The organism is Xanthobacter pseudotagetidis, from assembly GCF_043194795.2.
Taxonomy (GTDB): domain Bacteria; phylum Pseudomonadota; class Alphaproteobacteria; order Rhizobiales; family Xanthobacteraceae; genus Xanthobacter; species Xanthobacter tagetidis_A.
Map to the genome: position 1 here is coordinate 896,113 of NZ_CM195534.1, position 25,076 is coordinate 921,188.

General features: G+C 69.3%; 21 protein-coding genes. 14 read left to right on the top strand and 7 right to left on the bottom strand.

From position 1 onward, the window contains the following. The first annotated feature begins 4 nt into the window (after window positions 1-4). A complete protein-coding gene (gene aroB, locus V5F67_RS04130) occupies window positions 5-1,147 on the top strand; it encodes a 3-dehydroquinate synthase (RefSeq protein ID WP_394021514.1) in 1,143 nt (380 codons plus the stop codon). Between the two features lie 141 nt (window positions 1,148-1,288). Here aroB and V5F67_RS04135 read toward each other — a convergent pair whose 3' ends face one another. Beyond that, entirely contained in the window at window positions 1,289-1,564 is a 276-nt protein-coding gene (locus tag V5F67_RS04135; RefSeq protein WP_394021513.1) for a metal-sensitive transcriptional regulator, read from the bottom strand. A gap of 138 nt (window positions 1,565-1,702) precedes the next feature. On the opposite strand from V5F67_RS04135, the gene V5F67_RS04140 reads away from it, so the two are divergent. Further along, window positions 1,703-4,339 carry a heavy metal translocating P-type ATPase gene (locus tag V5F67_RS04140; protein WP_394021512.1) on the top strand — a complete coding sequence of 879 codons (2,637 nt, stop codon included), beginning with the start codon at window positions 1,703-1,705 and terminating at the stop codon, window positions 4,337-4,339. A gap of 22 nt (window positions 4,340-4,361) precedes the next feature. On the opposite strand, the gene pncB is transcribed toward V5F67_RS04140, so the two are convergent. Together pncB and V5F67_RS04150 are read right to left on the bottom strand one after the other, a co-directional pair. Then, on the bottom strand, window positions 4,362-5,654 hold the full coding sequence (gene pncB, locus V5F67_RS04145; protein ID WP_394021511.1) for a nicotinate phosphoribosyltransferase: 1,293 nt from the start codon (window positions 5,652-5,654) through the stop codon (window positions 4,362-4,364). 161 nt (window positions 5,655-5,815) lie between these two features. Then, a complete protein-coding gene (locus tag V5F67_RS04150; RefSeq protein WP_394021510.1) occupies window positions 5,816-6,076 on the bottom strand; it encodes a YARHG domain-containing protein in 261 nt (86 codons plus the stop codon). Between the two features lie 215 nt (window positions 6,077-6,291). Here V5F67_RS04150 and gcl point away from each other — a divergent pair, with 215 nt between their 5' ends. The 6 genes from gcl to V5F67_RS04180 all read left to right on the top strand — a co-directional run bounded on the left by gcl (window position 6,292) and on the right by V5F67_RS04180 (window position 13,167). Beyond that, entirely contained in the window at window positions 6,292-8,067 is a 1,776-nt protein-coding gene (gcl, locus tag V5F67_RS04155; RefSeq protein ID WP_394021509.1) for a glyoxylate carboligase, read from the top strand. A gap of 216 nt (window positions 8,068-8,283) precedes the next feature. After that, window positions 8,284-9,063: a hydroxypyruvate isomerase gene (gene hyi, locus V5F67_RS04160; protein ID WP_394021508.1), complete on the top strand. Its 780-nt coding sequence runs from the start codon at window positions 8,284-8,286 to the stop codon at window positions 9,061-9,063. Window positions 9,064-9,164: 101 nt separating this feature from the next. Next, window positions 9,165-10,043, top strand: a complete 879-nt coding sequence (locus V5F67_RS04165; protein WP_394021507.1) for a 2-hydroxy-3-oxopropionate reductase — start codon at window positions 9,165-9,167, stop codon at window positions 10,041-10,043. A 364-nt stretch (window positions 10,044-10,407) separates the two neighbouring features. Then, entirely contained in the window at window positions 10,408-11,922 is a 1,515-nt protein-coding gene (pyk, locus tag V5F67_RS04170) for a pyruvate kinase (protein ID WP_394021506.1), read from the top strand. A 235-nt stretch (window positions 11,923-12,157) separates the two neighbouring features. Beyond that, window positions 12,158-12,631 (top strand): CYTH domain-containing protein, encoded by a 474-nt coding sequence (locus V5F67_RS04175; protein ID WP_394021505.1) that lies wholly within the window; start codon window positions 12,158-12,160, stop codon window positions 12,629-12,631. A gap of 260 nt (window positions 12,632-12,891) precedes the next feature. Further along, window positions 12,892-13,167, top strand: a complete 276-nt coding sequence (locus V5F67_RS04180; RefSeq protein WP_394021504.1) for a hypothetical protein — start codon at window positions 12,892-12,894, stop codon at window positions 13,165-13,167. A gap of 33 nt (window positions 13,168-13,200) precedes the next feature. On the opposite strand, the gene V5F67_RS04185 is transcribed toward V5F67_RS04180, so the two are convergent. Continuing rightward, window positions 13,201-13,728: a hypothetical protein gene (locus V5F67_RS04185; protein WP_394021503.1), complete on the bottom strand. Its 528-nt coding sequence runs from the start codon at window positions 13,726-13,728 to the stop codon at window positions 13,201-13,203. 52 nt (window positions 13,729-13,780) lie between these two features. Here V5F67_RS04185 and V5F67_RS04190 point away from each other — a divergent pair, with 52 nt between their 5' ends. From V5F67_RS04190 to V5F67_RS04215, 6 genes are all read left to right on the top strand, one after another. Continuing rightward, window positions 13,781-15,082 carry a lipopolysaccharide biosynthesis protein gene (locus V5F67_RS04190; protein ID WP_394021502.1) on the top strand — a complete coding sequence of 434 codons (1,302 nt, stop codon included), beginning with the start codon at window positions 13,781-13,783 and terminating at the stop codon, window positions 15,080-15,082. 193 nt (window positions 15,083-15,275) lie between these two features. Further along, window positions 15,276-17,417 carry an exopolysaccharide transport family protein gene (locus V5F67_RS04195; RefSeq protein ID WP_394021501.1) on the top strand — a complete coding sequence of 714 codons (2,142 nt, stop codon included), beginning with the start codon at window positions 15,276-15,278 and terminating at the stop codon, window positions 17,415-17,417. A 258-nt stretch (window positions 17,418-17,675) separates the two neighbouring features. After that, window positions 17,676-18,542 carry a polysaccharide biosynthesis/export family protein gene (locus tag V5F67_RS04200; protein WP_394021500.1) on the top strand — a complete coding sequence of 289 codons (867 nt, stop codon included), beginning with the start codon at window positions 17,676-17,678 and terminating at the stop codon, window positions 18,540-18,542. Between the two features lie 63 nt (window positions 18,543-18,605). Continuing rightward, window positions 18,606-19,439, top strand: coding sequence for a WecB/TagA/CpsF family glycosyltransferase (locus V5F67_RS04205; RefSeq protein WP_394021499.1), 834 nt, complete (start codon window positions 18,606-18,608; stop codon window positions 19,437-19,439). Beyond that, window positions 19,436-20,767, top strand: coding sequence for a hypothetical protein (locus tag V5F67_RS04210; RefSeq protein WP_394021498.1), 1,332 nt, complete (start codon window positions 19,436-19,438; stop codon window positions 20,765-20,767). The genes V5F67_RS04205 and V5F67_RS04210 overlap by 4 nt, the downstream gene beginning before the upstream one ends. 26 nt (window positions 20,768-20,793) lie before the next feature. After that, window positions 20,794-21,636 (top strand): FkbM family methyltransferase, encoded by an 843-nt coding sequence (locus V5F67_RS04215; RefSeq protein WP_394021497.1) that lies wholly within the window; start codon window positions 20,794-20,796, stop codon window positions 21,634-21,636. A 51-nt stretch (window positions 21,637-21,687) separates the two neighbouring features. Here V5F67_RS04215 and V5F67_RS04220 read toward each other — a convergent pair whose 3' ends face one another. The 3 genes from V5F67_RS04220 to V5F67_RS04230 form a co-directional block, all read right to left on the bottom strand. After that, on the bottom strand, window positions 21,688-22,497 hold the full coding sequence (locus V5F67_RS04220) for an FkbM family methyltransferase (protein WP_394021496.1): 810 nt from the start codon (window positions 22,495-22,497) through the stop codon (window positions 21,688-21,690). Window positions 22,498-22,666: 169 nt separating this feature from the next. Next, a complete protein-coding gene (locus V5F67_RS04225; protein ID WP_394021495.1) occupies window positions 22,667-23,629 on the bottom strand; it encodes a glycosyl hydrolase family 18 protein in 963 nt (320 codons plus the stop codon). A gap of 23 nt (window positions 23,630-23,652) precedes the next feature. After that, complete coding sequence (locus V5F67_RS04230) at window positions 23,653-25,071, bottom strand: exopolysaccharide biosynthesis polyprenyl glycosylphosphotransferase (protein ID WP_394021494.1); 1,419 nt, start codon at window positions 25,069-25,071, stop codon at window positions 23,653-23,655. Window positions 25,072-25,076 lie beyond the last annotated feature (5 nt).

Genomic DNA, 25,076 nt, shown 5'->3' on the forward strand with positions numbered 1-25,076 from the left:
CCCCATGCCCGCGACCGCCGCTTCCCCCGCCGCCTCCACCGAGGCTCCGCGCCGCACGGTGCATGTGGACGTGGCGGGACGGCCCTACGACATCGAGATCGGCCCCGGCCTGCTCCGGGAGGCGGGCGCGCGCGTTGCGGCGCTGCGGCCGGGCGCGCGGGTCGCCATTGTCACCGACGCCAACGTCGCCGCGGTGCATCTCGCCACCGTGGAGGCCTCGCTCTCCGCCGCCGGCATCGAGAACGTCGCCGTGGTGGTGGCGCCGGGGGAGAAGACCAAGAGCTACAAGGGCCTGGAGCAGGTGGTGGAGGCGCTGATCGGCGCCCGCATCGAGCGTCGCGACCTGGTCCTGGCGCTGGGCGGCGGCGTGGTGGGCGACCTTTCGGGCTTCGCCGCCGCGGTGCTGCGGCGCGGCGTCGACGTGGTGCAGGCGCCGACCACCTTGCTCTCCCAGGTGGATTCCTCGGTCGGCGGCAAGACAGGCATCAACTCGCCCCAGGGCAAGAACCTGGTCGGCGCCTTCCATCAGCCGGTGCTGGTGCTGGCCGACACCGCGGCCCTCGACACCCTGCCGGCGCGCGAGGTGAAGGCCGGCTATGCCGAGGTGGTGAAATACGGCCTTTTGGGCGACGCCGCCTTCTTCGACACCCTGGAAAAGGATTGGCCGGGCGTCATCGGCGGCGGGCCGGAGCGCATCTTCGCGGTGGCGAAGAGCTGCGAGGCCAAGGCCGCCATCGTCGCCCGCGACGAGAAGGAGACCGGCGACCGGGCGCTGCTCAACCTCGGCCACACCTTCGGCCACGCGCTGGAGGCGGGGGCCGGCTTCTCCGACCGGCTGCTGCACGGCGAGGCGGTGTCGATCGGCATGGCGCTCGCCTTCGCCTTCTCGCGCCGGCTCGGCCTGTGCCCGGGCCAGGACGTGGGCCGGGTTGAGCGCCACCTTGAGGCGGTGGGCCTGCCCACCCGCATCGCCGACGTTCCGGGCGAACTGCCGGACACGGACGGGCTGATGCGCCTCATCGCCCAGGACAAGAAGGTCAGCCGCGGCGCGCTCACCTTCATCCTAGTCCGCGGCATCGGCGACGCCTTCGTGGCGAAGGACGTGGACGGCGCCGAGGTGCGCGCGTTCCTCGACGAGGTGCGCTGAAGGCGCTGCAAGAGCGCGCAGGCGCGCTTCCGGTTCCCGCCGGCGCCAGCCGCCGTCCTTGCGCTCTTGGTCGGCGAATTAGGCTCTCTCGCGCAGCGGCGCGACTTGGCTCGGGCGGCCTCTCCCCAGCCGCGCCACGCCCTACCGTTCGGCGCGGACGATCACGTCCATCAGCTCGGCCACCTTGCGGCGCTGGTCCTCGGCGTCGCCGGAGCGGATGGCGTGCTCGACGCAGTGCGCCACATGCTGGCGCAGCACCTCCTCCTCCACCTTCTTCAGCGCGGCGCGCACGGCGGCGATCTGGGTGATCACGTCGATGCAGTAGCGGTCCTCCTCCACCATGCGGGAGAGGCCGCGCGTCTGGCCCTCGATCCGGGCGAGGCGCTTCAGGACACGGTCTTTGTCGGCGCTGTGCATGCCTTGCCATATACCCCCTATGGGTATATACGACAAGCCGAGAACCCCTTGGGTGCGAAAGTTTTGCCCATTGTGAGCCAGCGCAAGGCCGCCGCCGCGGGATTGGCCCCATCTGGCGAGAGATTCCCTGGAGCCGCCATGGCACACGACCCTTCCCCGAATGGAACGCCCGCCGGCGCCGAGGCGCACGATTGCTGCGGCGGCAAGGCGCCGGCCCCGCTCGACCTGTCCGCCGCGCCGAAGCCGGCCGGGGCCGCGAGCGACGCGCCCAAGGCCGCCTGCTGCGGCGGGCATGATCACGACCATGACCATGGCGCGCCGCCTCCCGCGGCGTCGGCCAAGGTGAAGGACGTGGTCTGCGGCATGGACGTGGACCCCTCGCCAGAGGCCGGCAAGCCGAGCGCCACCCATGAGGGGCGCACGTTCTATTTCTGCTGCAACGGCTGCAAGGCCAAGTTCGAGGCCGATCCGCAGCAGTATCTCGCCCCGGTGACCGATCCGGTCTGCGGCATGAGCGTCGCGCCGGCCACCGCGAAATATGCCGCGCGCCATGCGGGCAAGACCTATTTCTTCTGCTCGTCCTCGTGCGAGACCAAGTTCAAGGCCGATCCCGGCGTCTATACCGGCGAGAAGGCGCCGCCGCCGCCCGCCGAGGTGCCGGAAGGCACCATCTATACCTGCCCCATGGACCCCGAGATTCGGCAGATCGGCCCCGGCATCTGCCCGATCTGCGGCATGGCGCTGGAGCCCGAGGTCGTCACCCTGGACGAAGGGCCGAACCAGGAGCTCGCCGACATGACGCGGCGCTTCTGGATCGGCCTCGCGCTGACCCTGCCGGTCTTCGTGCTGGAGATGGGGCAGCATCTCCTCGGCCTGCACCTGCTGCCGCAGCAGCTCTCCAACTACGTGCAGTTCGCGCTTGCGACGCCGGTGGTGCTGTGGGTCGGCTGGCCCTTCATCGCGCGCGGCTGGCTGTCGCTGAAGTCGCGCAACTACAACATGTTCACGCTCATCGCCATGGGCACCGGGGTGGCCTACCTCTACTCGCTGGTCGGCACCTTCGCGCCCGGCCTGTTCCCGCACGGCTTCCAGAGCCATGAGGGCGGCGTGCCGGTCTATTTCGAGGCGGCGGCCGTCATCACCGTGCTGGTGGCGCTCGGGCAGGTGCTGGAGCTCCGCGCCCGCGAGCAGACCTCCGGCGCCATCAAGGCGCTGCTCTCGCTGGCGCCCAAGACCGCGCTGCGGGTGAGGGCGGACGGCGCCGACGAGGAGGTCGCCCTCGATCTCGTCGCTCCCGGCAACGTGCTGCGCGTGCGTCCCGGCGAGAAAGTGCCGGTGGACGGCGTCGTCACCGAGGGCCGGGCGGTGGTGGACGAGAGCCTCGTCACCGGCGAATCCATGCCCGTCACCCGCGAGACCGGCGAGAAGGTGATCGGCGGCACCGTCAATGCCTCCGGCGCCTTCCTCATGAGGGCCGAGAAGGTCGGCCGCGAGACCCTGCTGTCGCAGATCGTGCAGATGGTGGCCCAGGCCCAGCGCTCGCGCGCGCCGATCCAGCGCCTCGCCGACCAGGTGTCCTCATGGTTCGTGCCGGCGGTGTTCGCCGTCGCCTGCGTCGCCTTCGTGGTGTGGATGGCGGTCGGCCCCGAGCCGCGCCTCACCTTCGCGCTGCTGGCCGCGGTGAGCGTGCTCATCATCGCCTGCCCCTGCGCCCTCGGGCTCGCCACCCCCATGTCGGTGATGGTGGGGGTGGGGCGCGGCGCGCAGCTCGGCGTGCTGGTCAAGAATGCCGAGGCGCTGGAGCGCATGGAGAAGGTGGACGTGGTGGTGGTCGACAAGACCGGCACCCTCACCGTCGGCAAGCCCAAGGTGGTGGCGGTGCACGCCGGCCACGGCGAGGACGAGAACGAGCTGCTGCGCCTCGCCGCCAGCCTCGAGCGGGCGAGCGAGCACCCGCTCGCCGCCGCCATGGTGGCGGAGGCCAAGGCGCGCGACCTGCCTCTCGCCGCGCCCGCCGACGTCGCCGCGGTCGCCGGCAAGGGCATCGCCGGCACAGTCGACGGGCACTGCGTGGTGGTGGGCCATGCCATCTATCTGGGCGACCACGGCGTTCCGGTCGACCACCTGACGGCGGTGGCGGAAAGCCACCGGCGCGACGGCGCCACCACGGTGTTCGTGGCGGTGGACGGCCGCGCCGGCGGCGTGATCGCGGTCGCCGACCCGGTGAAGGAGACCACCGAGGCGGCGCTGAAGCGCCTCGCCAAGGACGGCGTGCGCGTGGTCATGCTCACCGGCGACAACCGCACCACCGCGCTCGCGGTCGCCAAGCGCCTCGGCATCACCGAGGTGGAGGCCGAGGTCCTGCCCGACCACAAGGCCGACGTGGTGACGCGCCTGCGCGGCGAGGGCCACGTGGTGGCCATGGCCGGCGACGGCATCAATGACGCCCCCGCGCTGGCGGTGGCGGACGTGGGCATCGCCATGGGCACCGGCACCGACATCGCCATGGAGAGCGCCGGCATCACGCTCCTGAAGGGCGACCTCAACGGCATCGCCCATGCCCGCTCGCTGTCGCGGGCAACCATGGCGAACATCCGCCGCAACCTCGTCTTCGCCTTCCTCTACAATGCGGCGGGCGTGCCGATCGCGGCCGGCGTGCTCTATCCGGCGATCGGGCTCCTGCTGTCGCCCATGGTGGCGGCGGCGGCGATGGCGCTGTCGTCCGTGAGCGTGATCGCCAACGCGCTGCTGCTCAGGGCCTGGAAGCCGCAATAGGGTTGCGCAAGGTCGGCGCGGATCACACCAGCGCCGGCCGCGCCTCCTGGGCGCCGACCTCGAAGATGCGCTTGTAGCGCGCGATCTCGGCCGGCGGCCCCATGGCCTTGGTGGGATTGTCGGAGAGCTTCACCGCCGCGTGCCCGTTGGCCGAGATCACCTTGCAGACGATGGAGATCGGGTCGAGCGCGCCGTTGGGCACCAGTCCCCGGAAGTCGTTGGTGAGCAGCGTGCCCCAGCCGAAGCCCATGCGGATGCGGCCGTTGAAGGCGTGGTGGATGCGCGCCACCTCCTCCACGTCGAGGGCGTCGGAGAAGATGGCGAGCTTGTCCCGCGGATCCTGGCCGCGCGCGCGCCACCAGGCGATGGCCTCCTCGCCGCCCTCGACCGGCTCCTTGCTGTCGATGCGGATGCCGGTCCATTGCGCCACCCAGTCCGGCGCGTGGGCGAGGAAGCCGGCGGTGCCGAAGGTGTCGGGCAGGATCACGCGCAGATTGCCCTCGTAGTCCTCCTGCCAGTCGGCGAGCACCTGGTAGGGGGCCCAGGCCAGCTCGGCGTCGCTGCGCGCCAGCGCGGCATAGACCATGGGCAGCTCGTGGGCGTTGGTGCCGGTGGCCTCCACCTCACGCCGCATGGCGATGAGGCAGTTGGAGGTGCCGAGGAAGCCCTCGCCCAGCCCCTCGATCAGCGCCTGCACGCACCAGTCCTGCCACAGGAAGCCGTGGCGCCGGCGGGTGCCGAAGTCGGCGATGTTGATGGGGGCGAGGGTCTTCAGGAACTCCACCTTCTCCCACACCCGCGTCATGGCGCGGGCATAGAGCACCTGGAGCTCGAACTTGCCCATGCCCTTGAGCACCGCGCGCGAGCGCAATTCGTTGATGATGGCGAGCGCCGGGATCTCCCACATGGTGGTCTCGACCCACGGGCCCTCGAACACCAGCTCGTACTGCCCGTCCCACTTCTCCAGGTGATAGGCGGGGAAGCGGAAGCGCTCGAGCCAGGCCACATAGTCGGGCGAGAACATCTGCCGCTTGCCGTAGAACATGTTGCCGCGCAGCCAGGTGCTCTCGCCGCGCGTGAGCGAGAGCGAGCGCACATGGTCGAGCTGCTCGCGCAGGGCGCCGATGTCGATGATGTCGGCGAGGCGGATCGCGGACGTGCGGTTATGGATGCCGAACGTCACCCGCGTGCCCGGATGGCGGCGGAAGATGGTCTGTCCCATCAGCAGCTTGTAGAAATCGGTGTCGAGCACCGACCGCACGATGGGGTCGATCTTCCAGTCGTGGTTGTAGACCCGCGTGGCGATGTCGGTCATGGCTGCTTGGTGCCGTCCTTGGCGTTGGTTCGGCGCTGGCTGGGGGCGCATCCGGAAGGCGCATCCCGGTTGGGCGTCCCGTCAGGGGCGTCCACGGCTGGGCGGGCGGGCATCTATAGCATGTCGGCGCGGGATGCGAGCCGTTCGCAGGCCGGGCGGCTTCAGCGGCAGCCGCGGCGGGCCTCCCAGGCCTTGACCTCGTTCACGTAGCGCTGCTGCGCCGGGGTGAGCTGGCCGTAGGGCGGGAAGCACCTTTCGCCGAAGGTGGCGATGGCATCCTTGGTCTTGAAGCAGTAGCCCTGCTCCGCATAGACCGCGTTGCGCTGATACCAGAGCGCCCGGCAGGACAGCTCGCTCAGCGCCTGCGCGCTCGCGCCCGGAGCGAAGGCGCAGGCGCCCGCCGCCACGCCAGCCCACAGCATATGCCGAATGGCTCGATGCCCCCTCATTCCCGCCTCCCCAGCCCGCCTCCCCAGGTCGATTGCGGCAGCCTACCACCGCCGTTGCGATCGGAGATAGGGCGCGCACATTTATTGCCTATAATGCATCAATGTCGTTCCATCTCTTCCATAGAAGCGAAAAACACGGAGGCATATACAAAAGACCAAGAACAACACGCTAGCCCGAGGAGGACGCCATGGCCCGGATGAGAGCCGTCGACGCCGCCGTTCGCGTTTTGGAGAAGGAAGGCATCAGCACCGCGTTCGGGGTTCCCGGCGCGGCCATCAACCCGCTTTACTCCGCGCTGAAGGCGCGGGGTTCGGTCCGCCACGTGCTGGCGCGCCACGTGGAGGGCGCCTCCCACATGGCGGAGGGCTACACCCGCGCGGTGGCCGGAAACATCGGCGTGTGCATCGGCACCTCCGGCCCGGCCGGCACCGACATGATCACCGGCCTCTACTCGGCTTCCGCCGACTCCATCCCGATCCTGTGCATCACCGGCCAGGCGCCGCGGGCTCGCCTCTACAAGGAGGACTTCCAGGCGGTGGACATCGAATCCATCGCCAAGCCGGTCACCAAGTGGGCGGTCACGGTGCGCGAGCCGGCGCTGGTGCCCATGGTGTTCCAGCAGGCCTTTCACGTGATGCGCTCCGGCCGCCCCGGCCCGGTGCTGATCGACCTGCCGCTCGACGTGCAGCTGGCCGAGATCGAGTTCGACGAGGACACCTACGCGCCGCTGCCGGTCTACAAGCCGAAGGCGACGCGGGCGCAGATCGACAAGGCGATGGGGATGATCGTTCAGGCCGAGCGCCCGCTGATCGTCGCCGGCGGCGGCATCATCAATGCCGATGCCTCCGATCTGCTGGTGGAATTCGCCGAGCTCACCGGCATGCCGGTGATCCCCACCCTCATGGGCTGGGGCACCATCCCCGACGACCATCCGCTGATGGCCGGCATGTGCGGCCTGCAGACCTCGCACCGCTACGGCAACGCCAACCTGCTGGCCTCCGACTTCGTCACCGGCATCGGCAACCGCTGGGCCAACCGGCACACCGGCTCTGTGGAGGTCTACACCAAGGGCCGCAAGTTCATCCATGTGGACATCGAGCCGACCCAGATCGGCCGCGTGTTCGGCCCGGATTTCGGCATCGTCTCCGACGCCAAGGCGGCGCTGGAGCTGTTCGTCGCGGCGGCGAAGGAACTGAAGGCCGCGGGCAGCCTGCCCGACTGGTCCGCCTGGGCGGCCGAATGTCTTGCCCGCAAGCAGACCATGCTGCGCAAGTCGCACTTCGACAACGTGCCGCTCAAGCCCCAGCGGGTCTATGAGGAGATGAACGAGGCGCTCGGCCGTGACGTGACCTACGTCACCACCATCGGTCTCTCGCAGATCGCCGGCGCGCAGTTCCTCAACGTCTATTCCCCGCGCAACTGGATCAATTGCGGTCAGGCCGGCCCGCTCGGCTGGACCCTGCCGGCGGCGCTCGGCGTGCGCGCGGCGCGGCCCGACGCCAGGATCGTCGCGCTCTCGGGCGATTATGACTTCCAGTTCCTGATCGAGGAACTGGCGGTGGGCGCGCAGCACAAGCTGCCCTACCTCCACGTGGTGGTGAACAATTCCTATCTCGGCCTGATCCGCCAGGCCCAGCGCGGCTTCGACATGGACTTCGAGGTCTCGCTCGCATTCGAGAACATCAACTCCGAGGAGGCCGGCGGCTACGGCGTCGACCACGTGGCGGTGGCCGAGGGCCTCGGCTGCAAGGCGATCCGCGTGCGCACGCCCAACGAGTTCAAGGATGCGTTCGCGCAGGCCGAGAAGCTCATGGCCGAGCATCAGGTGCCGGTGGTGCTGGAATTCATCCTCGAGCGGGTGACCAACATCGCCATGGGGATCGAGATCGACAAGATCACCGAGTTCGAGGAGGTGCTCGATCTACCCCTCGGCGCGGCGAAGGCCCTCGAGCCGGCGGAATAGGCCCGATCGCGCGGCCGTTCCAAGGCCCGGCTCCCGCGCTTCGCGCCATCCCCCGGCTTGTCCGGGGAATCCGCCCCTCCCCAACGCCGCGCGCTTCGGATAACCGTGGATGCCCCCGACAAGCCGGGGCATGACGGTATGACCGGGGATTGGCACGGCGGATCGCCCGCAAGACCCAATCTCCACAAGAACCAAGGCTCAGCCAGCGGAGACGACATGCCCAAGTTCTGCGCCAACCTCACCATGCTGTGGAATGAGGTCGACTTCCTCGACCGCTTCGCCAAGGCGGCGGATGCGGGCTTCACCGGGGTCGAGTATCTCTTCCCCTATCCTTACGAGAAGGAGGCGCTGGCGGAGCGGCTCCGGAAGCACGGCCTGACCCAGGTGCTGCACAACCTGCCGGCCGGCGACTGGGCCAAGGGCGAGCGCGGCATCGCCTGCCTGCCCGGCCGCGAGGGCGAGTTCCAGGACGGGGTGGGGCAGGCCATCGCCTATGCCAAGGCGCTCGGCACCAAGGCCATCAACTGCCTCGCCGGCATCACGCCGAAGGATGTTCCGGCCGAGACCGTCCACGAGACGCTGGTGAAGAACCTGAAGTTCGCCGCCGCCGAGCTGAAGAAGGCGGGCTTTCCCTTCGTGGTGGAGGCGATCAACACCCGCGACATCCCCGGCTTCCACCTCACCAATACCCGCCAGACGCTGGCGGTGCTGGACGAGGTGGGCGCGGACGACGCGTTCTTCCAGTACGACATCTACCACATGCAGGTGATGGAGGGGGACCTCACGCCGACCCTGCGCGCCAACATCGCCCGCATCAGGCACATCCAGCTCGCCGACAATCCCGGCCGCAACGAGCCGGGCACGGGCGAGATCAGCTATCCGTTCCTGTTCGAGGCCATCGACGCCATGGGCTATGACGGCTGGATCGGCGCCGAGTACAAGCCCAGGACCATCACCGACGAAGGCCTCGGCTGGTTCGCGCCCTACAAGGGGTGAGCAATCTTGGCTCCGTCATGCCCGGGACAAGCCCGGCCATGACGGCTGCGGGAGACGACACGTAGCCCTGCGAACACCAGTCCTCTTCAGGAGAAACGCACATGAAGGTCGGTTTCATCGGTCTCGGCATCATGGGCCGCCCCATGGCGGGCCACCTCATCGACGCGGGCCACACGCTCTACGTCCACAACCGCTCCAAGCCCGCGCAGGAACTGCTCGACAAGGGCGCGGTGGATGCCGGCTCGCCGGCCGAGGTGGCGCGCCGGGCCGACATCGTCATCACCATGGTCCCCGATACGCCCGACGTGGAGAAGGTGCTGTTCGGTAAGGACGGCGTCGCCGAGGGCATCTCCGCCGGCAAGATCGTGGTGGACATGAGCTCCATCTCGCCGGTCGCCACCAAGGAGTTCGCCGCGCGGCTCAAGGAGAATGGCGCGGACTATCTCGACGCCCCGGTCTCCGGCGGCGAGGTGGGCGCCAAGGCCGCCTCCCTCACCATCATGGTGGGCGGCGCGGATGCCACCTTCGAGACCGTGAAGCCGCTGTTCGAGAAGATGGGCAAGAACATCACCCTGGTGGGCGGCGTCGGCGCCGGCCAGACGGCGAAGGTGGCGAACCAGATCATCGTCGCGCTCACCATCGAGGCGGTGGCGGAAGGCCTGGTCTTCGCCTCCAAGGCGGGCGCGGACCCGGCCAAGGTGCGCCAGGCGCTCATGGGCGGGCTCGCCACCTCGCGCATCCTGGAGGTGCACGGCGAGCGCATGATCAAGCGCACCTTCGATCCCGGCTTCCGCATCGAGCTGCACCAGAAGGACCTGAACCTCGCGCTCCAGAGCGCGCGCGCGCTGGGCGTGAGCCTGCCCAACACCGCCAATGCGCAGGAGCTGTTCAACGCCTGCGTCGCCCATGGCGGCGCGAAGTGGGACCACTCCGCGCTGGTGAAGGCGCTGGAGCTGATGGCCGGCCACGACGTGGCCTGACGCGTGGCGCGGCCAGGCTGTTAGGGGTTGAAGACGGTCGCGGTCTCCTCTTGCGACCGAGCGGCGAACCCCTCACCCCCACCCTCTCCCTCCGGGAGAGGATATCCCCGTCGTGCCGGCCGCGCGGGTGCGCGTTTCCTGCGAAAGGCGGCGCCGTGCGCCCGCCGCAAGTTGGGCGCCTCCCCACTTTCCGGTGGGGAGAGGATAAGGCTGAGGGGGCAGGACCCGAGAGGAGCAGGGGCGAAGCGCCCAAATGCGGCAGCTCTGCTGCCTTTTCTGCGACTTTATGCTTACACGTTTGCGGGCCATCATGACCTAAACACGCCAGCCCGTGCCTGACGAAGCCGGGAGTAGGAGGAAAACGATGCCCACGAAGCGACACCATCAAAAGCGCGACCGCTCCACCAAGATCGTCGCCACGGTGGGACCCGCCTCCAACAGCGAGGAGAAGCTGAAGGCCCTGTTCCTCGCCGGCGTCGACGTGTTCCGCCTCAACTTCAGCCACGGCACGCAGGCCGACCACGGCGAGGTGCTGGCCCGCATCCGCCGCCTGGAGAAGGAGATGGGCCGGCCGATCGGCGTCATCGCCGACATGCAGGGGCCGAAGCTGCGCATCGGCCGCTTCAGGGACGGGTCGATCGCGCTCAAGGCCGGCGACGTGCTCCATTTCGACGCCGACGTGGACAGGCTCGGCGACGAGACACGCGTGCCGATCCCCCATCCCGATATCCTGGAGGCGCTGACCGTCGGCTCCACCGTGCTGTGCGACGATGGCAAGGTGCGCCTCAAGGTGATCAAGAAGGGCAAGGGCTTCCTGGAGGCCCAGGTGGTGGCGGGCACCAAGCTCTCCAACAACAAGGGCTTCAACATTCCCGACGTGGTCCTGCCTCTGTCCCCGCTCACCGGGAAGGACCGGGCCGACCTCGAATTCGCCTGCGAGCAGGGCGTCGAGTGGATCGCGCTCTCCTTCGTCCAGCGCCCGGAGGACATCTATGAGGCCCGCGACCTCATCAAGGGGCGCGCGGCGGTGATGCTGAAGATGGAGAAGCCGGCGGCGGTGGAGCACCTCACCGAGCTGGTGGAGCTCTCCGACGCCATCATGGTGGCGCGCGGCGACCTGGGCGTGGAGCTCTCCCTCGCGGAGGTGCCGGCGCTGCAGAAGCGCATGATCGCGGAATCGCGCAAGTTCGGCCGGCCGGTGATCGTGGCGACGCAGATGCTGGAATCCATGATCACCGCCCCGGCGCCGACCCGCGCCGAGGTCTCCGACGTCGCCACCGCAGTTTACGAGGGCGCGGACTGCGTGATGCTCTCGGCCGAGACCGCCGCCGGCCAGTTCCCGGTGGAGGCCGTGACGTTCATGGACGACATCATCCGCCATGTGGAGCGCGATCCCGGCTACCGCCAGGTGCTGGACGCCACCCAGGCGGAATGGGGCAAGACCATCGGCGATGCCGTCACCAAGGCCACCTATCAGGCCGCCATCGCCGTGGACGCCACCGCCTTCGTGGCCTTCACCTCCTCGGGCACCACGGGCCTCAGGGCCGCGCGCGAGCGGCCCATGATCCCGATCCTCGGCCTCACGCCCAAGGTGGAGACGGCGCGCCGGCTCGCTTTGTCCTACGGCGTGCATGCGGTGCACATGAAGGAGGACATCCACTCCTTCGGCGAGATGGTGGACACGGCGGTTCGGGTGGCGGTGGAGCACGGGCTCGGCAAGCCGGGCGACCGCCTCGCCATCACCGCCGGCGTGCCGTTCGCCAAGGCGGGCACCACCAACATCATGCGCATCACCACCATCGGCGCCACCAACCCGCCCTCGCGCCATGACGTGGACGCGGAGGCCTCCTCCATGCCCAAGCGCAAGGTGCACGCCTGACCGCCGCGAAGATCGCCGCCTGCCGATCGAGGCGTCGGCTGCGGCGACAGAGCGCAGGTGAAGCGGCCGCCGCCTTGGGCGGCCGTTACTTTTGGGGCAAAGGCTTTTACGGTTGCATGGCAGGGAAAACGTTTTCGTGCTGCGACGCAACAACTGCCGCCCATGACCGGGCTGGACGGCGCCGGGGGCGGTCGGGCTATGGTGCCCGGCATACGCGTCTGGGTGTCCGCCTTTCATGTCCGTCGAAGTCGAGCGCAAGTTCCTCGTGACGTCCGACGCGTGGCGCGCGGACGCGCGCGCCTGCCGAATCCGCCAGGGCTATCTGTGCCTCGGCGAGGATGCGACCGTGCGCGTTCGCCTCGCCGACCAGGACGCCTTCATCACCGTGAAGAGCCGGACCGAAGGCATCTCGCGGGCGGAGTACGAGTACAAGATTCCCTTCGCCGACGGCGCCGCCATGCTGGAGACGCTGTGCACCCGGCCGATCATCGAGAAGACGCGCCATTTCGTGGACCATGCCGGCAAGACCTGGACCATCGACGTGTTCGAGGGCGAGAATCGGGGTCTCGTTGTGGCCGAGATCGAGCTCAAGCATCCCGACGAGGCCGTCGACCTGCCGAGCTGGGCGGGAGAGGAGGTGACCTCCGATCCGCGCTATCGCAATTCGGCGCTGGTGAACGCGCCGCTCGGCAACGGCTGCGACATCTGAGGCCGGCCGTGCCCCGGGGGGCGCCGGGCCGGCGCCGGTGTCCCCTGCCGTCGCGCTTGCTTCCATCGCCCGCGCTTAAGGAAAGGGCCGCTCTCTCTCCACCCCTTCCCCTGCAAGCGGGAGAGGGAGGCCGTTCTGGACGGAATTCAAGCAGAGACGCCGCCTTCCGGGCCTTCAGCTTTATTTCAGGGGTCCGCGATGATATTTTGCCCGATCGACGAACCCGGCCTGTTCCTGGGGCGTCCCGCCGGATGAAGGCCATGCCGCAGTTTCGCACCATCGTTCTGACCCTTGCCGTGCTGAGCATCATCCCGCTCGCGGCGCTCTATCCCACGGTGGCCTTCCAGGTGGTGGCGGGCCTCGTCATCATCCTGTCGACCGCGAGCACGATGGTGTTCTTCGGCTTCGTGCTGCGCGCCCTGTTCCTGGGCGTGAACGAGCGCCGGCGCGCGCAGCGCATGCAGGTCAACCAGATGACCCATGGCCCGCTGCGCGAGGAGCAGGTTCCGCCGGCGGTGCCCACCCCGCCGCGCTGATCCGGCCGGCCGCGCTCAGGGGCGGCAGGTGGCTCAGGGGCGGCAGGTGACGCCGGGCCAGGGCGCGCTCTTGTACATCACCTTCAGCTCGAACGATTTGATGCCGGTCCACAGGTTGCTGTAGGGCTGCGGGCAGAGCGCCAGCAGGGCGGCGGTGGGGTTGCCGCGCCAGGAATCCGGGGCGTGAATGGTTATTGAATACCGTCCCAGATTGTACTCCGGCTCGTTGGCCCACCACATGGAAGGCAGCCGCTCCTTGAAATAGGCGCGCAGCGCCAGGCGTCCGTCGAACGGGAAGGGGTCGAGCTCCGGGTCCACCGACTGCTGGCCGGGCAGGTCGCTCTTGCCCTGCGCGTCCAGCTGGGCAAGCACGGGCTTCGGCGGCGCGGCGACGGCGAGCAGCAGCGCGAGGCCCGCGGCGAGGCGCCCACGGCCATGCTTCGGCCCGGCGGCCTTGATGGCGGCGCTTGCGCCGCGCCGACCGGCATGCTTGTTGCCGGAACGTCCACATCGCCCGGCAAGGGCAGGCGGGTGCGTGCGCGCGCCCATCTGGTCTCGCATCGCCTCAACTCCCTCCGCCTCGGCCCTTGCCTGCGGCGCCAGTCCCAGCCAGATGACGCTCAACCGGCTCGACACGCTTTATCACATGGTCCGCACCTACGGCGCCTATATGGCCGCGCTGGTGGTGCGCGCCCTGGAGATGGTGGGCAAGCTCGGCCTCTACATGATCGCGGCGCGGGTTCTGGGCGTCCATGAATCCGGCCTGTTCTTCCTGTGCCTGACCTGGGTGCTGCTGATCTCGACGCTGACCCGCGCCGGCTTCGAGAAGGCGGTCATGCGCCACGTCGCGGCCGAGCTCGCGATCCACAAGGGCCGGGAGGCGCGCCGCGCGCTGCTCGTCGGCGCCTTCTGGGTGACGCTCGGCGGCGCGCTGGGCACGGCGGCGACCGTCCTCTTGGCGCAGCCGCTCTCGGTCTACGTCTTCAAGGAGCCGGACCTCGTGCGTCCGCTCGCCATCTCGGCGGCCGCCATCGTGCCGCAGACGCTCGCCATCTTCACCGGCCACGCGCTCACCGGCTTCACCCGCGGCGTGCTGGGCCAGCTGGTGCAGAACGGCCTGTGGCCCGGCCTCACGCTGGCGGCGCTGGCGGCGGGCGTGCATTCGCTCGACGGCATCCTCTACGCCCTCGCCGCCGCCAATCTCGCCGCCGCGCTCCTGGGCGTGGTCCTGATCTGGCGCGACCGCGGGCGCCTCAGGACCGACGATCCCAATGCCGACGGGGCGGCGGTGGAGCATCTGCCGGCGCTCTGGCGCACCGCGCTGCCGCTGGGCGTGGTGGAGGTGGTGCAGATCACCCTCAACTCGCTGCCGGTGCTGCTGCTGGCGGCCTTCGGCATGCCCTCGGAAGTGGGCGCGTTCAGCGTCGCCAACCGGATCTCGATGCTGGTGTGGGTGGTCATCATCTCCATCGGCACCATCGCCGCGCCCAAGTTCGCCGCGCACCACCGCCAGGGCGAATGGGACGAACTCAGGAGCCTGAACCGCAAGGTGCGCCTCACCGTGGCCGCCTTCGGCGTGCCGGTGGTGCTGGCGATGATGATCTTTCCCGCCTCGCTGCTGGCGCTGATCGGCCCCGGCTTCGAGATCGCCGCCACCGCGCTCGTCATCATGAGCGTCGGCCAATTGGTGAACTGTCTCCTGTCCTGCCAGGACATCATGCTGGCCATGACCGGCCACGGCGGCGTGCTGCGCTGGCTCAACGCGGCCCAGTTCGTCTCGTGCTGCGTCCTGTGCGCGGTGCTGATCCCGCCCTTCGGCATGCTCGGCGCGGCGGTGGCGACCGCGATCTTCATCGCCCAGGGCGGCATCGGCACCACGCTCGCGGTGCGCCGGCTGATGCCGCGCGCGCTGTGAGCCGGCGCGGGGCTTTGATGGGCCTTAATCTGCCGAAGTTCGCCTGTAACGGAAGGTCGGCCGCCTACGACCGGTGCCTTAACCGGCCTTTAGGGCCGATTTCGCATTCTGTGCCGGCGGGCCATGGCCGGGCGAGGGGCGCGCACGGCGGATCGCGGCCGCTGCGCCGCCGCGTTGGACCAGAAGGGTACGGATGAGCTTGACCTTGGACGGCGGCGCGGAGACGACGGGGACGGTCCGCGACCAGGACGTCAACGCCGGCGGCCTCATGCCCGAGAACCGGCCGCCCGCCTTCACCACCCGCGACTTCCTGATCGCCACCTTCTTCCACATCCGCATCGTGCTGATCGCGGCCATGGTGCCGCTGCTGCTGGCGCTCGCCGCCGCCTTCACGGCCAAGACCGAGTACACCGCGAAAAGCCTGCTCATGGTGATCGTGAGCCGCGAGGTGACCAACGCCGGCAACGTCACCGACAGCGGCCCCGCCGTGCTCTCCATCGAGGGCCTGAAGCAGGTGGAATCCGAGGTGCAGATCCTCGAGAGCGCCGACGTGATCCGCTCGACCATCGAGCAGATCGGCATCGACCGGCTGTTTCCCTCCGGCCTGCTCAGCTACGTCGCCTCGTTCCTGAAGTCCGATGCCGACCGGATGGACCAGGCGATCGAGAAGTTCCGCAAGGTCCTGCGCACATCGGTGGTCTCGGGCTCGAACGTGATCGAGGTCTCCGTCACCCTGCCCAACCGTGCGCTGGCGGTGGAGGCGACCGACGCGCTGGTGCGCAACTATCTCACCTATCGCCGCAAGGTGTTCGAGAACCCGACCGCGCGCATCCTCCAGATCGAGGTGGAGCGCTTCAAGGCCGACCTTGCCGCCACCGACCGGGACATCGAGGCGCTGAAGAACAAGGTGGGCATCATCGAGTTCTCGCAGGACGCCATCCTCGCCGCCAACCAGGTGGACACGCTGCTCCAGCGCCGGCGCCAGGTGGCCGAGCGCCAGGTGGCCGTGACCGCCCAGCTGGCCGAGGCGGAAAAGCAGATGAAGGGCCTGCCCGAGCAGGTGTTCGACTTCACCCAGAAGACCGACGCCTTGGGCAATGACGAGGACGCCAACGTCCTGACCCGCCTCCTGGTGGAGCGCGACCGCATCAAGGCCCAGTACGCGCCGGGCAGCCAGCTGCTGCGCGACATCGACCGGCAGATCGCCACCGTGCGCAACAAGATGGAGAACCGCAGCGAGCGGCCCTATTCCACCGACCGCGACGTGCGCAACCCGGCCATCAGCTACGTCCAGAACATGATCCTCAGCCTCCGGGTGGAGCAGGACGCGCTCGGGCGGCAATTGGTGGAGCTGGAGCAGCAGCAGAAGGTGGCCGAGCAGCGCCTCGCCACCCTGCGCGGCGCCGAGACCCAGCTGACCGAGCTGAACCGCCGGCGCGACACGCTCAGCGACGGCTATCGTGAATATCTGCGCCGGGCGGTGGCGGCGAACATCGAGGAGACCGCCGCCAAGACGCGCGAATCCAACGTGCGCGTGGTGCAGGAGGCGGGCGCCTCGGTGACGAGCCGCAACCTCGCCATTCCCTTCCTCGCCGCCGGCCTGTTCGGCGGGCTCCTGTTCGGCGCTGCCGCCGGCGCCATCGCCTCGGCGCTGCGCACCACCTTCATCATGCCGAGCGAAGCGGAGCGGGCGCTGCAATTGCCGGTGCTCGCCGAGTTCGGGGCGATGGATGCCGGCTCCCGCGCCCTCGACACCGCGCTCGGCGGCCTCGCGACCCTGCTCCTCGACACGCGGGTGGACGACAAGCCGCTGCAGCTCATCCATTTCCTCGCGCCGCAGCGGGGCGAGGAGACGCCTGCCTTCTGCCGCCGCCTCGCCGAGGAGTTCGCCACCCAGCGCGGTCTGCGCACGCTGATCGTCGACCTGTGCGCGCCGGTGCCCTCGCCGCTGATCGGCTCGGGCTTCGAGATGAAGGGCGGCCTCGCCGTCACCCGCACGCCGCTGCCGCAGCTCTGGACGGCGGTGGACGTGGAGAAGTCGCCGCTGCTCAATGTCCGCCTGCCGCTGGTTGACGGCATACGCATGCGCGACGAACTGAAGCAGGCGTTCGAGTGTGTGATCGTCTGCTCGCCGGTCCAGGGCACCTTCGTCGTCACCGACCGGCTGAACCAGCTCGCGGACGGCAACATCCTGATGATCGGCGCCGAGAGCACCCGCAAGCCGTCGGCGGTCCACATGCGCGACAGCGTGCTGGAGAATGGCGGCACGCTGCTGGGCTTCGTGTTCTTCGGCCGCCGCTATTACCTGCCCGAGTGGATCTACCGGCGCACCTGACGCGCGGCGGCGCCCGCAGGCCCCTTCCCGATTCGCCGTCCATCGCAGCGCGCCCGGCCGCCGGGCTGCGCCCGCGGCCGCTCGGCCACGGGACCGGCATTTACCATTTCCGGCCGCGCCTAACCCTCCATTAACCACGAGCTTTTAGCGTCGGTTTACCAGGTTTGCCGATTCCCGCGGCCTGCGCGCGCGCCTCCGGGGCCGCCGCAAACGCTGCTTCGGGAGCGGGTCTGGCGCGTTTCGAGCCGGAGTTTGCCGATGCCCGTTTCACCCCGCGATGCGATCCGCGACGCGCGCCGGCCCCGTGCCGGCCGGTCGGGAACGCGCGCGGACCGGCGGCGGGATGCACGGGCGACGGCTCTGGCGCCAGCGCTTCTGGTCGTCCTCGGCGCCATCCTCACCGGCTGCACCACCACGTCGAGCAGCGACACCGGCACCGCGCCCTTCACCACCGGCCACGAGCTGCGTTTCACCGAGATCAATGCCGACCGCTTCAAGCCCTGGACCAATGCCATGCCGGTCTATCGGCTGGGTCCGGGGGACAAGGTGAAGATCAAGTATTTCATCACCCGCGAGATGGACGAGGAGCTGACCGTCTCCCCCGACGGCACCATGGCGCCGCGCGCCGTGGGCCAGATGCGGGTCGAGGGCATGACCCTTGCGGGCGCGCAGGAAGCGGTCAGCAAGGCCTCGCGCAAGGAGCTCGCCCAGCAGAAGGTGGTGATCTCTCTGGAGGAGGCGGCAGCGGCCCGCGTCTATGTGGGCGGCATGGTCGCCAACCAGGGCGCCTTCAAGCTGCCGGACACCGGAACCGGCGTGCTCCAGGGCATCCTCTTGGCCGGCGGCTTCACCGAGGAGGCCCGCGCCGGCCAGGTGGCGCTTATCCGCCGCGGCCCCAACAACGAGCCGATGCTGCGCCTCATCAACGTGCGCGACCTGATCCAGACCGGCTTCCCGGACGACGTGCCGCTGATGTCGGGCGACATCATCTATGTGCCGCGCAGCTCCATCGCCGAGGTCAATCTTTGGATCGACCAGTTCATCAACAAGGTGGTGCCGTTCCAGCGCACATTCAGCTACACCCTTGGCAGCTACTCCACCAACACCGGCAGCATCATCCCGTGATGAGCCGCCGGCGCAGCGGACCTTCGCCGGCGCGGCGCGCCGGGCAGGCAGCGAGGTCGGGCCATGGACACTGAGGCCACGGCCGGGGGCGCGACAGCCCCGGCGATCCGGCGGGTTCCCTTCCTGGGCGTGGAGATCACCGCCCTCGGCGTGAAGGAGGCGTCCGAGCTGATCGCGGCGCGGCCGCCCGGCGCGCCCTTCGCTTATGTGGTCACGCCCAACGCCGCCCATTTCACCCGGCTCGGCGAGCTGAAGGACGCGCGCTTCGCCGACGCCTATGCCCATGCCTGGCTGCGCCTGCTCGACGGGGCGACGCCGCGCCGCCTCGCCAAATTGGTGTTCGGGCTCGACATCCCGCAGGCCGCCGGCAGCGACCTCACCACCTATCTGTTCGCCCACGCGATCAAGCCGGGCGACACGCTGACGGTGATCGGCGGCAGCGAGGAGATGCGCCGGCGCCTGCTGGAGCAGTACGGCCTCGGCGCCGTGAACATGCACATCCCCTCCATGGGCTTCATCGACCGGCCGGAGGAGGTGGAGGCCTGCGTCGACTACGTGGTCGCCCATCCGGCGCGCTACGTGTTCTTCGTCGTGGGCGCCCCGCCGTCGGAGTATCTCGCCCGCATGGTGGCGGCGCGCGGCGGCGCGACCGGCACCGGCCTGTGCGTCGGCTCCTCGCTCAACTTCGTCACCGGCATCGTCGAGCGGGCGCCGGACTTTTACCGACGGCACGGCCTCGAATGGCTGCACCGTCTGCTGCTCAATCCGAAGGGGCACGCCCGGCGGGTATTCGTGGATTCCCTGCCGGTGCTGTGGATGGTGGCCAAGGCGCGGTTCGGTCCCGCCGCCTACGGCATGGGATCGAAGCGGCCGCATGCCGGCGGCGGGGCACCGTGAGCGGGGTCGTCACCCACCGTCCCGGCCGGCGGGTGGTGATGCCGCTGCGCCGCAGCGTCGGCGCGCCGCTGGCGCGGCCGGGCGGGGATCTGCTGCCGCGCCTGTTCGGCTGGACGGTGCTGGTCTCGACGCTGCCGCTGTTCGCGCAGACCTTCTATTATCTCAACGAGCTTCCGCCGCCCTATCTGCTCTCCAAGGCGTGGCCCATCATCACGGCGCCGCTCACGCTCTACGCCGTGACGCGCATGCACCTGCCGGCCAAGCACATCTATCTGGTGCTGTTCGCCTACACCATCGGCTTCACGCCGCTGATCTCCATGGTGCAGCTCGGCAACGGCTTCGTCGACGCGCTCACCACCACGGTCAAGATCTGGCCGTTCAGCTTCTATTTCGGCCTCTCGGCGCTGCTCTACTGGCTGGCGCCGCCGGACGAGCGGCTGCGCCGGGCGTGCCTCGCGCTCGGGATCGGCACCTTCGTGCTGATGGTGGTGCTGTGGTTCACCATCCCCACGCGCTGGTACACGAGCGACCCGTCCGAGGGAAAGCTGCTGCTCTACGAGGTGGAGCGCGGATACCGCATCTACATGCCGCTGTTCTTCGGCTTCCTGCTGATGTTCTACCTGGTGCGCCGCTTCATGCGCAGCCCGAGCCTGTGGCCGGCGCTGGGACTGCTGGTGGCGTTCGTGCTGCTGCTGTCGATCTACAAGCAGCGGACCTTCATCGCCGGCGCCGTCCTGGTGTGCGGCTACGGCGCGCTGGCGAGCATGCCGCGGGTGCCGCGGCGCCTCGTTCTGGGGCTTGGGCTCCTGGTGCTGCCGGGGGCGGTGGCGCTGCTGTTCTGGAAGCTCAATGCCGGCGGCGGCGATGCGTTCGGCTCCTCCCTCTCGGTGCGCAACACCTCGTTCGCCCTCGCCACCGGCTTCCTCGGCGACGACGCCTGGCGCTGGATTCTCGGGGTGGGCGCGACGACGCGCTTCGGCGCCGTCACCCTTGCGGACATCTTCGGCAACGACCAGTTCTATGTCGCCGACCTCGGCTGGGTCGGCGTGGTGTTTGAATATGGCCTGGTCGGCGCGGTCCTGATCGCCGCTGTCTATGCCTGGGGGTATTTCGTCACCGTGAAGGCGGCCGCGCGCGTGCGCACGCCGTTCTCGGAGGCGCTTTCGGACTACGTGCTCTTCATGATCGTCTCGTCCTCGGTGTATTCCCTCGTCTTCACGCCGGGGGAGCTTGGGGTGATCATGGCGATCGCCGTCTATCTCGATCATGCAAGGGACCGGCGCGTGCCGGTCCCGCGGGGCAATGTGCTCCGACCATCGAATTCTTGACGCCGCGAGCGGATACGGGGGCTCACATGCTGAGACGGGTGCAGAAGCTGTTCAACGAGCCGGGCTTCCGGGAGGCCCCGCTCACGGTGCTCGCCCGCGCCGCCAAGCTCGCCGTCGCGGTGCCGACCGGCACGCTGGCGCCGTTCGAGCTGATCCCCGGCGGCCCGAAAGTGAAGGTGCCGGCGGACTTCCGCTACACCACGCTGTCGACCTTCCTGCTGCGCGACGCCATGGAGCCGGAGCTCCACACGATCCAGAAGTTCGTCGGTGCCGGCGACGTGTTCGTGGACGTGGGCGCCAATATCGGCCTGTTCACCGTGAAGGTGGCGCCGAAGGCCGCCAAGGTGATCGCGGTGGAGCCCGGCGAGGCGGCCCGCGCGCAGCTTCTCGGCAACATCGCCCTCAACGGCTTCACCAACGTGACCGTGGTGCCCAAGGCGCTGGCGGACAAGGAAGGAACGGCCGCGCTCCACCACAATCCGGTGGGCGACGACCCGCAGTCCTTCTCGCTCATCTCCGACGGCTCCGACGCCGGCAGCGAGCAGGTGGCCATGACCACGCTCGACGCGGTGGTGCGCGACGCCGGGGTGGACCGGGTGGACTGCATCAAGATCGACGTGGAGGGAGCCGAGGGCATGGTGATCGCCGGCGGCCAGCACACGCTCTCGACCTACCATCCGACCGTGATCTTCGAGATGAACTGCCCGACCCTGTTCAAGGCGGGCGGGGATCCGGCGGCGGCCTGGAGCGCGCTGAAGGCGCTCGGCTATTCCTTCTACCAGGTGAGCCACGACGGCACGCTCACCGCGCTCGCCACGCGCCCGACCGAGTTCTGCAACATCGTCGCCCGCCACCCCTCGCGCGCCTGAGTGACGGAAGATAGGCCCACCCCCTCCGACCGGAGCCGGGGGGTGTGGGTGTCAGGCAGCCATGGCTTCGAGCCGCTCGACCACCTGCGGCCGCGCGGCGAAGATGAAGTTGTTCACATACGTGCGGTCCGGCAGAACTCGCGAGCCCTCGGCATTGAGCGCAGCGCGCGCCTGGTGGCGCGCGGGGTCGAAGACGGTGATCTGCGCCATCGCCGCGCCGTCGCGGAAGAAGCCGCGATAGCCCATGGGTTCCAGCAGGCTGCGCAGCGAGGCGACCGCTCCGGCGCGGTGGCGTTCCTCGGCTTCCACCAGGATCGTCGGCTGCGCGCGGGCCAGCAGAGCGGGGGCGCCGGCGAGGATCTTCAGCTCGTAGCCCTCCGCGTCGAGCTTCAGGAAGGCGACCTCGCCGTCGACGCAGTCGTCGAGGCGGCGCAGCGCCACCTGGACCCGCTCCATGGGCACCCCCTGCTGTTCGGCGAGCCCGCCGTCGAGCGCCGCCAAGGGCGAGAAGCCGAGCGGGATGTGGAGCGTGCCGCTTCCCTCCGCGTCGCTCAGCGCGGCATGGACAATCCTGAGCCGGTCGCCGCAGGCATGGCCGGGAAAGCGCCGCTCCAGCACCCGCACCATGTGCGGGTTGGGCTCGAACGCCACCACCCGCGCCCCATGGCGCAGCAGCCAGTAGGTGAACAGGCCGCGGTTCGCGCCGACATCGCAGGCGAGCGCGCCAGCGGGCGCCAGAAGCGGCAGCAGATGCACCTCATGATTGGGATTGCGGGCCGCCAGGCGATCGAAGATGGGGCAGAGCCGGGCGAAGGCTCCGGGCAGTCGGGCCTCGGCGGCCGCACGGACGGTCTGAAGCACGGGGGGCCTCGCTTTGAGTGCCGGGAAGGGATGGGCGCCGAATCCACCCAACTGGCAGTGGGGCGGAGCTCCGGGAGCCCGGCTTCGACGCGGTATGAATCCGGCGAGCCCAAGAGTGGCGCCATCATGAGGCCGAACCCCCGGGGACACAATCATCCGTTGCCGTGTTTCACGGCATCCGCGCGGCGCAGTCCTTGAGCTCCAGCGTCACGCAGATCGCCACCGCAAGCGCGCGGTAGTCGGGATTGTCCGGGCCGGTGGGACCCTCGGGCTCGAGCCGCAGCGCGTAGAGCATGGCGCCGGCGAGCGGGTCGCCCATGACGCCGGAGAGGGTGCGGGCGGTGTAGTCCAGCGTGAAGCGCGGGCCGCCGCTGGTGCCCGGCATGACCTGGATGCCCAGCGCCAGCGGCCCCTTCCAGTGGACGCGATAGGCGCGGAACGCCTCGTCCGGCCTGAAGGCGGGGCCGGCGTCGTAGGACATGATGGAGACGAGGTCGATCTCCTTCGCCACCGGCGCGCGCAGCAGCGCCAGCGTCACGCCGGCATAGCCGCCCTGGGGCCGGGCATTGGCGAACGCGCCTTCGCCGTAGGCGCCGACGCTCCAGCCGGCGACGCTCACCACGTAGGGCCGCGGCAGCGCCCGGCGGATCTCCTCCACCACCCGGACGGAGAGCGCGTCGCCGGGGCAGGCGATGCGGCCCTCGCGGGTGCGCAGGCAGTCGGGATGATGGGTCTCGTAGTCCATGTCGACGCCATCGGCGCCGAGGTCCTTCACGAGGCGGGCGAGGGCGTCGGCGTCGAACTTCTCCCAGGCCGGATAGTTCCAGCCGCCGACGGAGACCAGCACCTTCATCTGCGGCACGCGCGCCTTGAGCAGCGCGATGGCCGCCTTCAGCACCGCTCCGGAATAGGGATATTGCAGGCCGGTGCCGTCGAGGTCGAGGCCGCCTTTGTAGGTCAGGTCCGGCCGGGCGAAGGAAAGCGCGAGGTAGGTGATGTAGGGCGGCAGGCGGGCGATCGAGGTCAAGGCCGGATCGTCCGTGCGCACCTCGTACCAGCTGGCGTGATAGGCGAGGAAGGGCCGGCCTTCGGCGCGGGCGGCCGCGACGCCGGCGGCGAGCGCGAGCGCCATGGCGGCGACGGCGCAGGCCGTCCTCAGAACACGTTGGAGCCTGCCATGCCCTTGGTGATGGTCAGGATCATGATCCGGATGTCGAACCATATGGACCAGTTCTCGATGTAGAAGAGGTCGAGCTCGACCCCGCGCTCGGCCTTCTCGACGGTGTGGATGCCGCCGCGCATGCCGTTGATCTGCGCCCAGCCGGTGATGCCGGGCTTCATGCGGTAGCGCGCCACGTACTGGCGGATCGCCTCGTAGCGCACGTTGGAGGTCACTTCCATGTTGGGCACGTGCGGGCGTGGCCCGACCACCGACATGTCGCCCTTCAGCACGTTGAGCAACTGCGGCAGCTCGTCGATCGAGGTAGCGCGCAGGAAGGCGCCCACCTTGGTGATGCGCGGATCGTTGCGCGTCGTGCCCTTGGAGCCGTCATCGGCCAGGTCCACCTGCATGGTCCTGAGCTTGTAGCACTGGAACACCTTGTTGTTCAGGCCGAGCCGGGGCTGGCGAAACAGGACCGGCCCGGGGCTGTCGAGCTTGATGGCGGCGGCGGCGGCCAGCAGGATCGGCGCGGTGAGGATCAGGCCGATGGTGGCGACCACATAGTCCTCGACCCACTTCAGCAGGCCGAGCGAGCCTTTCAGCGGCTGCTGCTGCACCATGAGCGCCGGCTCGCCGGCGAGCACGGTGAGGTTGGCATAGTTCAGCATGAACTCGTCGGGATCGAGTTCGATGACCACGTCGGCGGCGATGCGATACATCTGCTCGGCGATGGCGTTGATCGCGGTGGGGTCGCGCCAGGACTTGCAGATCACCACCATGTCGATGGGCGAATCCTTGGCGTATTCGAGCAGCGCCTGGAGGTCGCCCATCACCGGCGGCAGGCCGGGCGCCGGCGCCGGCGCCGGCTCGTCCGGACGGCCGGGCTGGTCGTCGAAGATGCCGACGAAGGCCAGGAGGCCGCCGGTGGCGTGTTCCTCCTGATACCTGCGCACCAGGGCGCGCGCGCGCTCGCGATCGCCGACCAGCACCACGTCGCGCTGCAGCACCTCGTGGCGCTTCACCAGCATGATGCCGACCCGGACCAGGACCAGGCGCCCGAAGATCAGGCAGACCGCGGTCAGTCCGCCCCAGCCCAGCAGCGCCCAGAGGTTGGTGTCGGCATTGGGGATGATCGCGTAGTAGGCGACCGCGACGAGCGCGCCGGCGGGGACTCCCGCCACCACCAGGTGGCCGATCTGGCGCAGCGGCCGCACATAGTGCTCGACCCGGTAGGCGCGGCCGATCTGCAGGATCTGGATGAAGACGAACGCGCCCAGCACCCAGAGGATGAGCATCTGGCTCCAGGACAGGAATTCCCAGCGCAGATGGGCGATCGTGGCCGCGAGCGCCGCCATCAGGACATCGCACAGGATGACCAGACGATTCACCAGGCCGTGGGTCCAACGGGTCATCGTCG

What these genes read in the sequence shown, in the direction of transcription:
- aroB (WP_394021514.1), top strand. Translation starts at nt 5, where the DNA reads ATGCCCGCGACCGCCGCTTCCCCCGCCGCCTCCACCGAGGCTCCGCGC.
- V5F67_RS04135 (WP_394021513.1), bottom strand. Translation starts at nt 1,564, where the DNA reads ATGCACAGCGCCGACAAAGACCGTGTCCTGAAGCGCCTCGCCCGGATC.
- V5F67_RS04140 (WP_394021512.1), top strand. Translation starts at nt 1,703, where the DNA reads ATGGCACACGACCCTTCCCCGAATGGAACGCCCGCCGGCGCCGAGGCG.
- pncB (WP_394021511.1), bottom strand. Translation starts at nt 5,654, where the DNA reads ATGACCGACATCGCCACGCGGGTCTACAACCACGACTGGAAGATCGAC.
- V5F67_RS04150 (WP_394021510.1), bottom strand. Translation starts at nt 6,076, where the DNA reads ATGCTGTGGGCTGGCGTGGCGGCGGGCGCCTGCGCCTTCGCTCCGGGC.
- gcl (WP_394021509.1), top strand. Translation starts at nt 6,292, where the DNA reads ATGGCCCGGATGAGAGCCGTCGACGCCGCCGTTCGCGTTTTGGAGAAG.
- hyi (WP_394021508.1), top strand. Translation starts at nt 8,284, where the DNA reads ATGCCCAAGTTCTGCGCCAACCTCACCATGCTGTGGAATGAGGTCGAC.
- V5F67_RS04165 (WP_394021507.1), top strand. Translation starts at nt 9,165, where the DNA reads ATGAAGGTCGGTTTCATCGGTCTCGGCATCATGGGCCGCCCCATGGCG.
- pyk (WP_394021506.1), top strand. Translation starts at nt 10,408, where the DNA reads ATGCCCACGAAGCGACACCATCAAAAGCGCGACCGCTCCACCAAGATC.
- V5F67_RS04175 (WP_394021505.1), top strand. Translation starts at nt 12,158, where the DNA reads ATGTCCGTCGAAGTCGAGCGCAAGTTCCTCGTGACGTCCGACGCGTGG.
- V5F67_RS04180 (WP_394021504.1), top strand. Translation starts at nt 12,892, where the DNA reads ATGCCGCAGTTTCGCACCATCGTTCTGACCCTTGCCGTGCTGAGCATC.
- V5F67_RS04185 (WP_394021503.1), bottom strand. Translation starts at nt 13,728, where the DNA reads ATGCGAGACCAGATGGGCGCGCGCACGCACCCGCCTGCCCTTGCCGGG.
- V5F67_RS04190 (WP_394021502.1), top strand. Translation starts at nt 13,781, where the DNA reads ATGACGCTCAACCGGCTCGACACGCTTTATCACATGGTCCGCACCTAC.
- V5F67_RS04195 (WP_394021501.1), top strand. Translation starts at nt 15,276, where the DNA reads ATGAGCTTGACCTTGGACGGCGGCGCGGAGACGACGGGGACGGTCCGC.
- V5F67_RS04200 (WP_394021500.1), top strand. Translation starts at nt 17,676, where the DNA reads ATGCCCGTTTCACCCCGCGATGCGATCCGCGACGCGCGCCGGCCCCGT.
- V5F67_RS04205 (WP_394021499.1), top strand. Translation starts at nt 18,606, where the DNA reads ATGGACACTGAGGCCACGGCCGGGGGCGCGACAGCCCCGGCGATCCGG.
- V5F67_RS04215 (WP_394021497.1), top strand. Translation starts at nt 20,794, where the DNA reads ATGCTGAGACGGGTGCAGAAGCTGTTCAACGAGCCGGGCTTCCGGGAG.
- V5F67_RS04225 (WP_394021495.1), bottom strand. Translation starts at nt 23,629, where the DNA reads ATGGCGCTCGCGCTCGCCGCCGGCGTCGCGGCCGCCCGCGCCGAAGGC.
- V5F67_RS04230 (WP_394021494.1), bottom strand. Translation starts at nt 25,071, where the DNA reads ATGACCCGTTGGACCCACGGCCTGGTGAATCGTCTGGTCATCCTGTGC.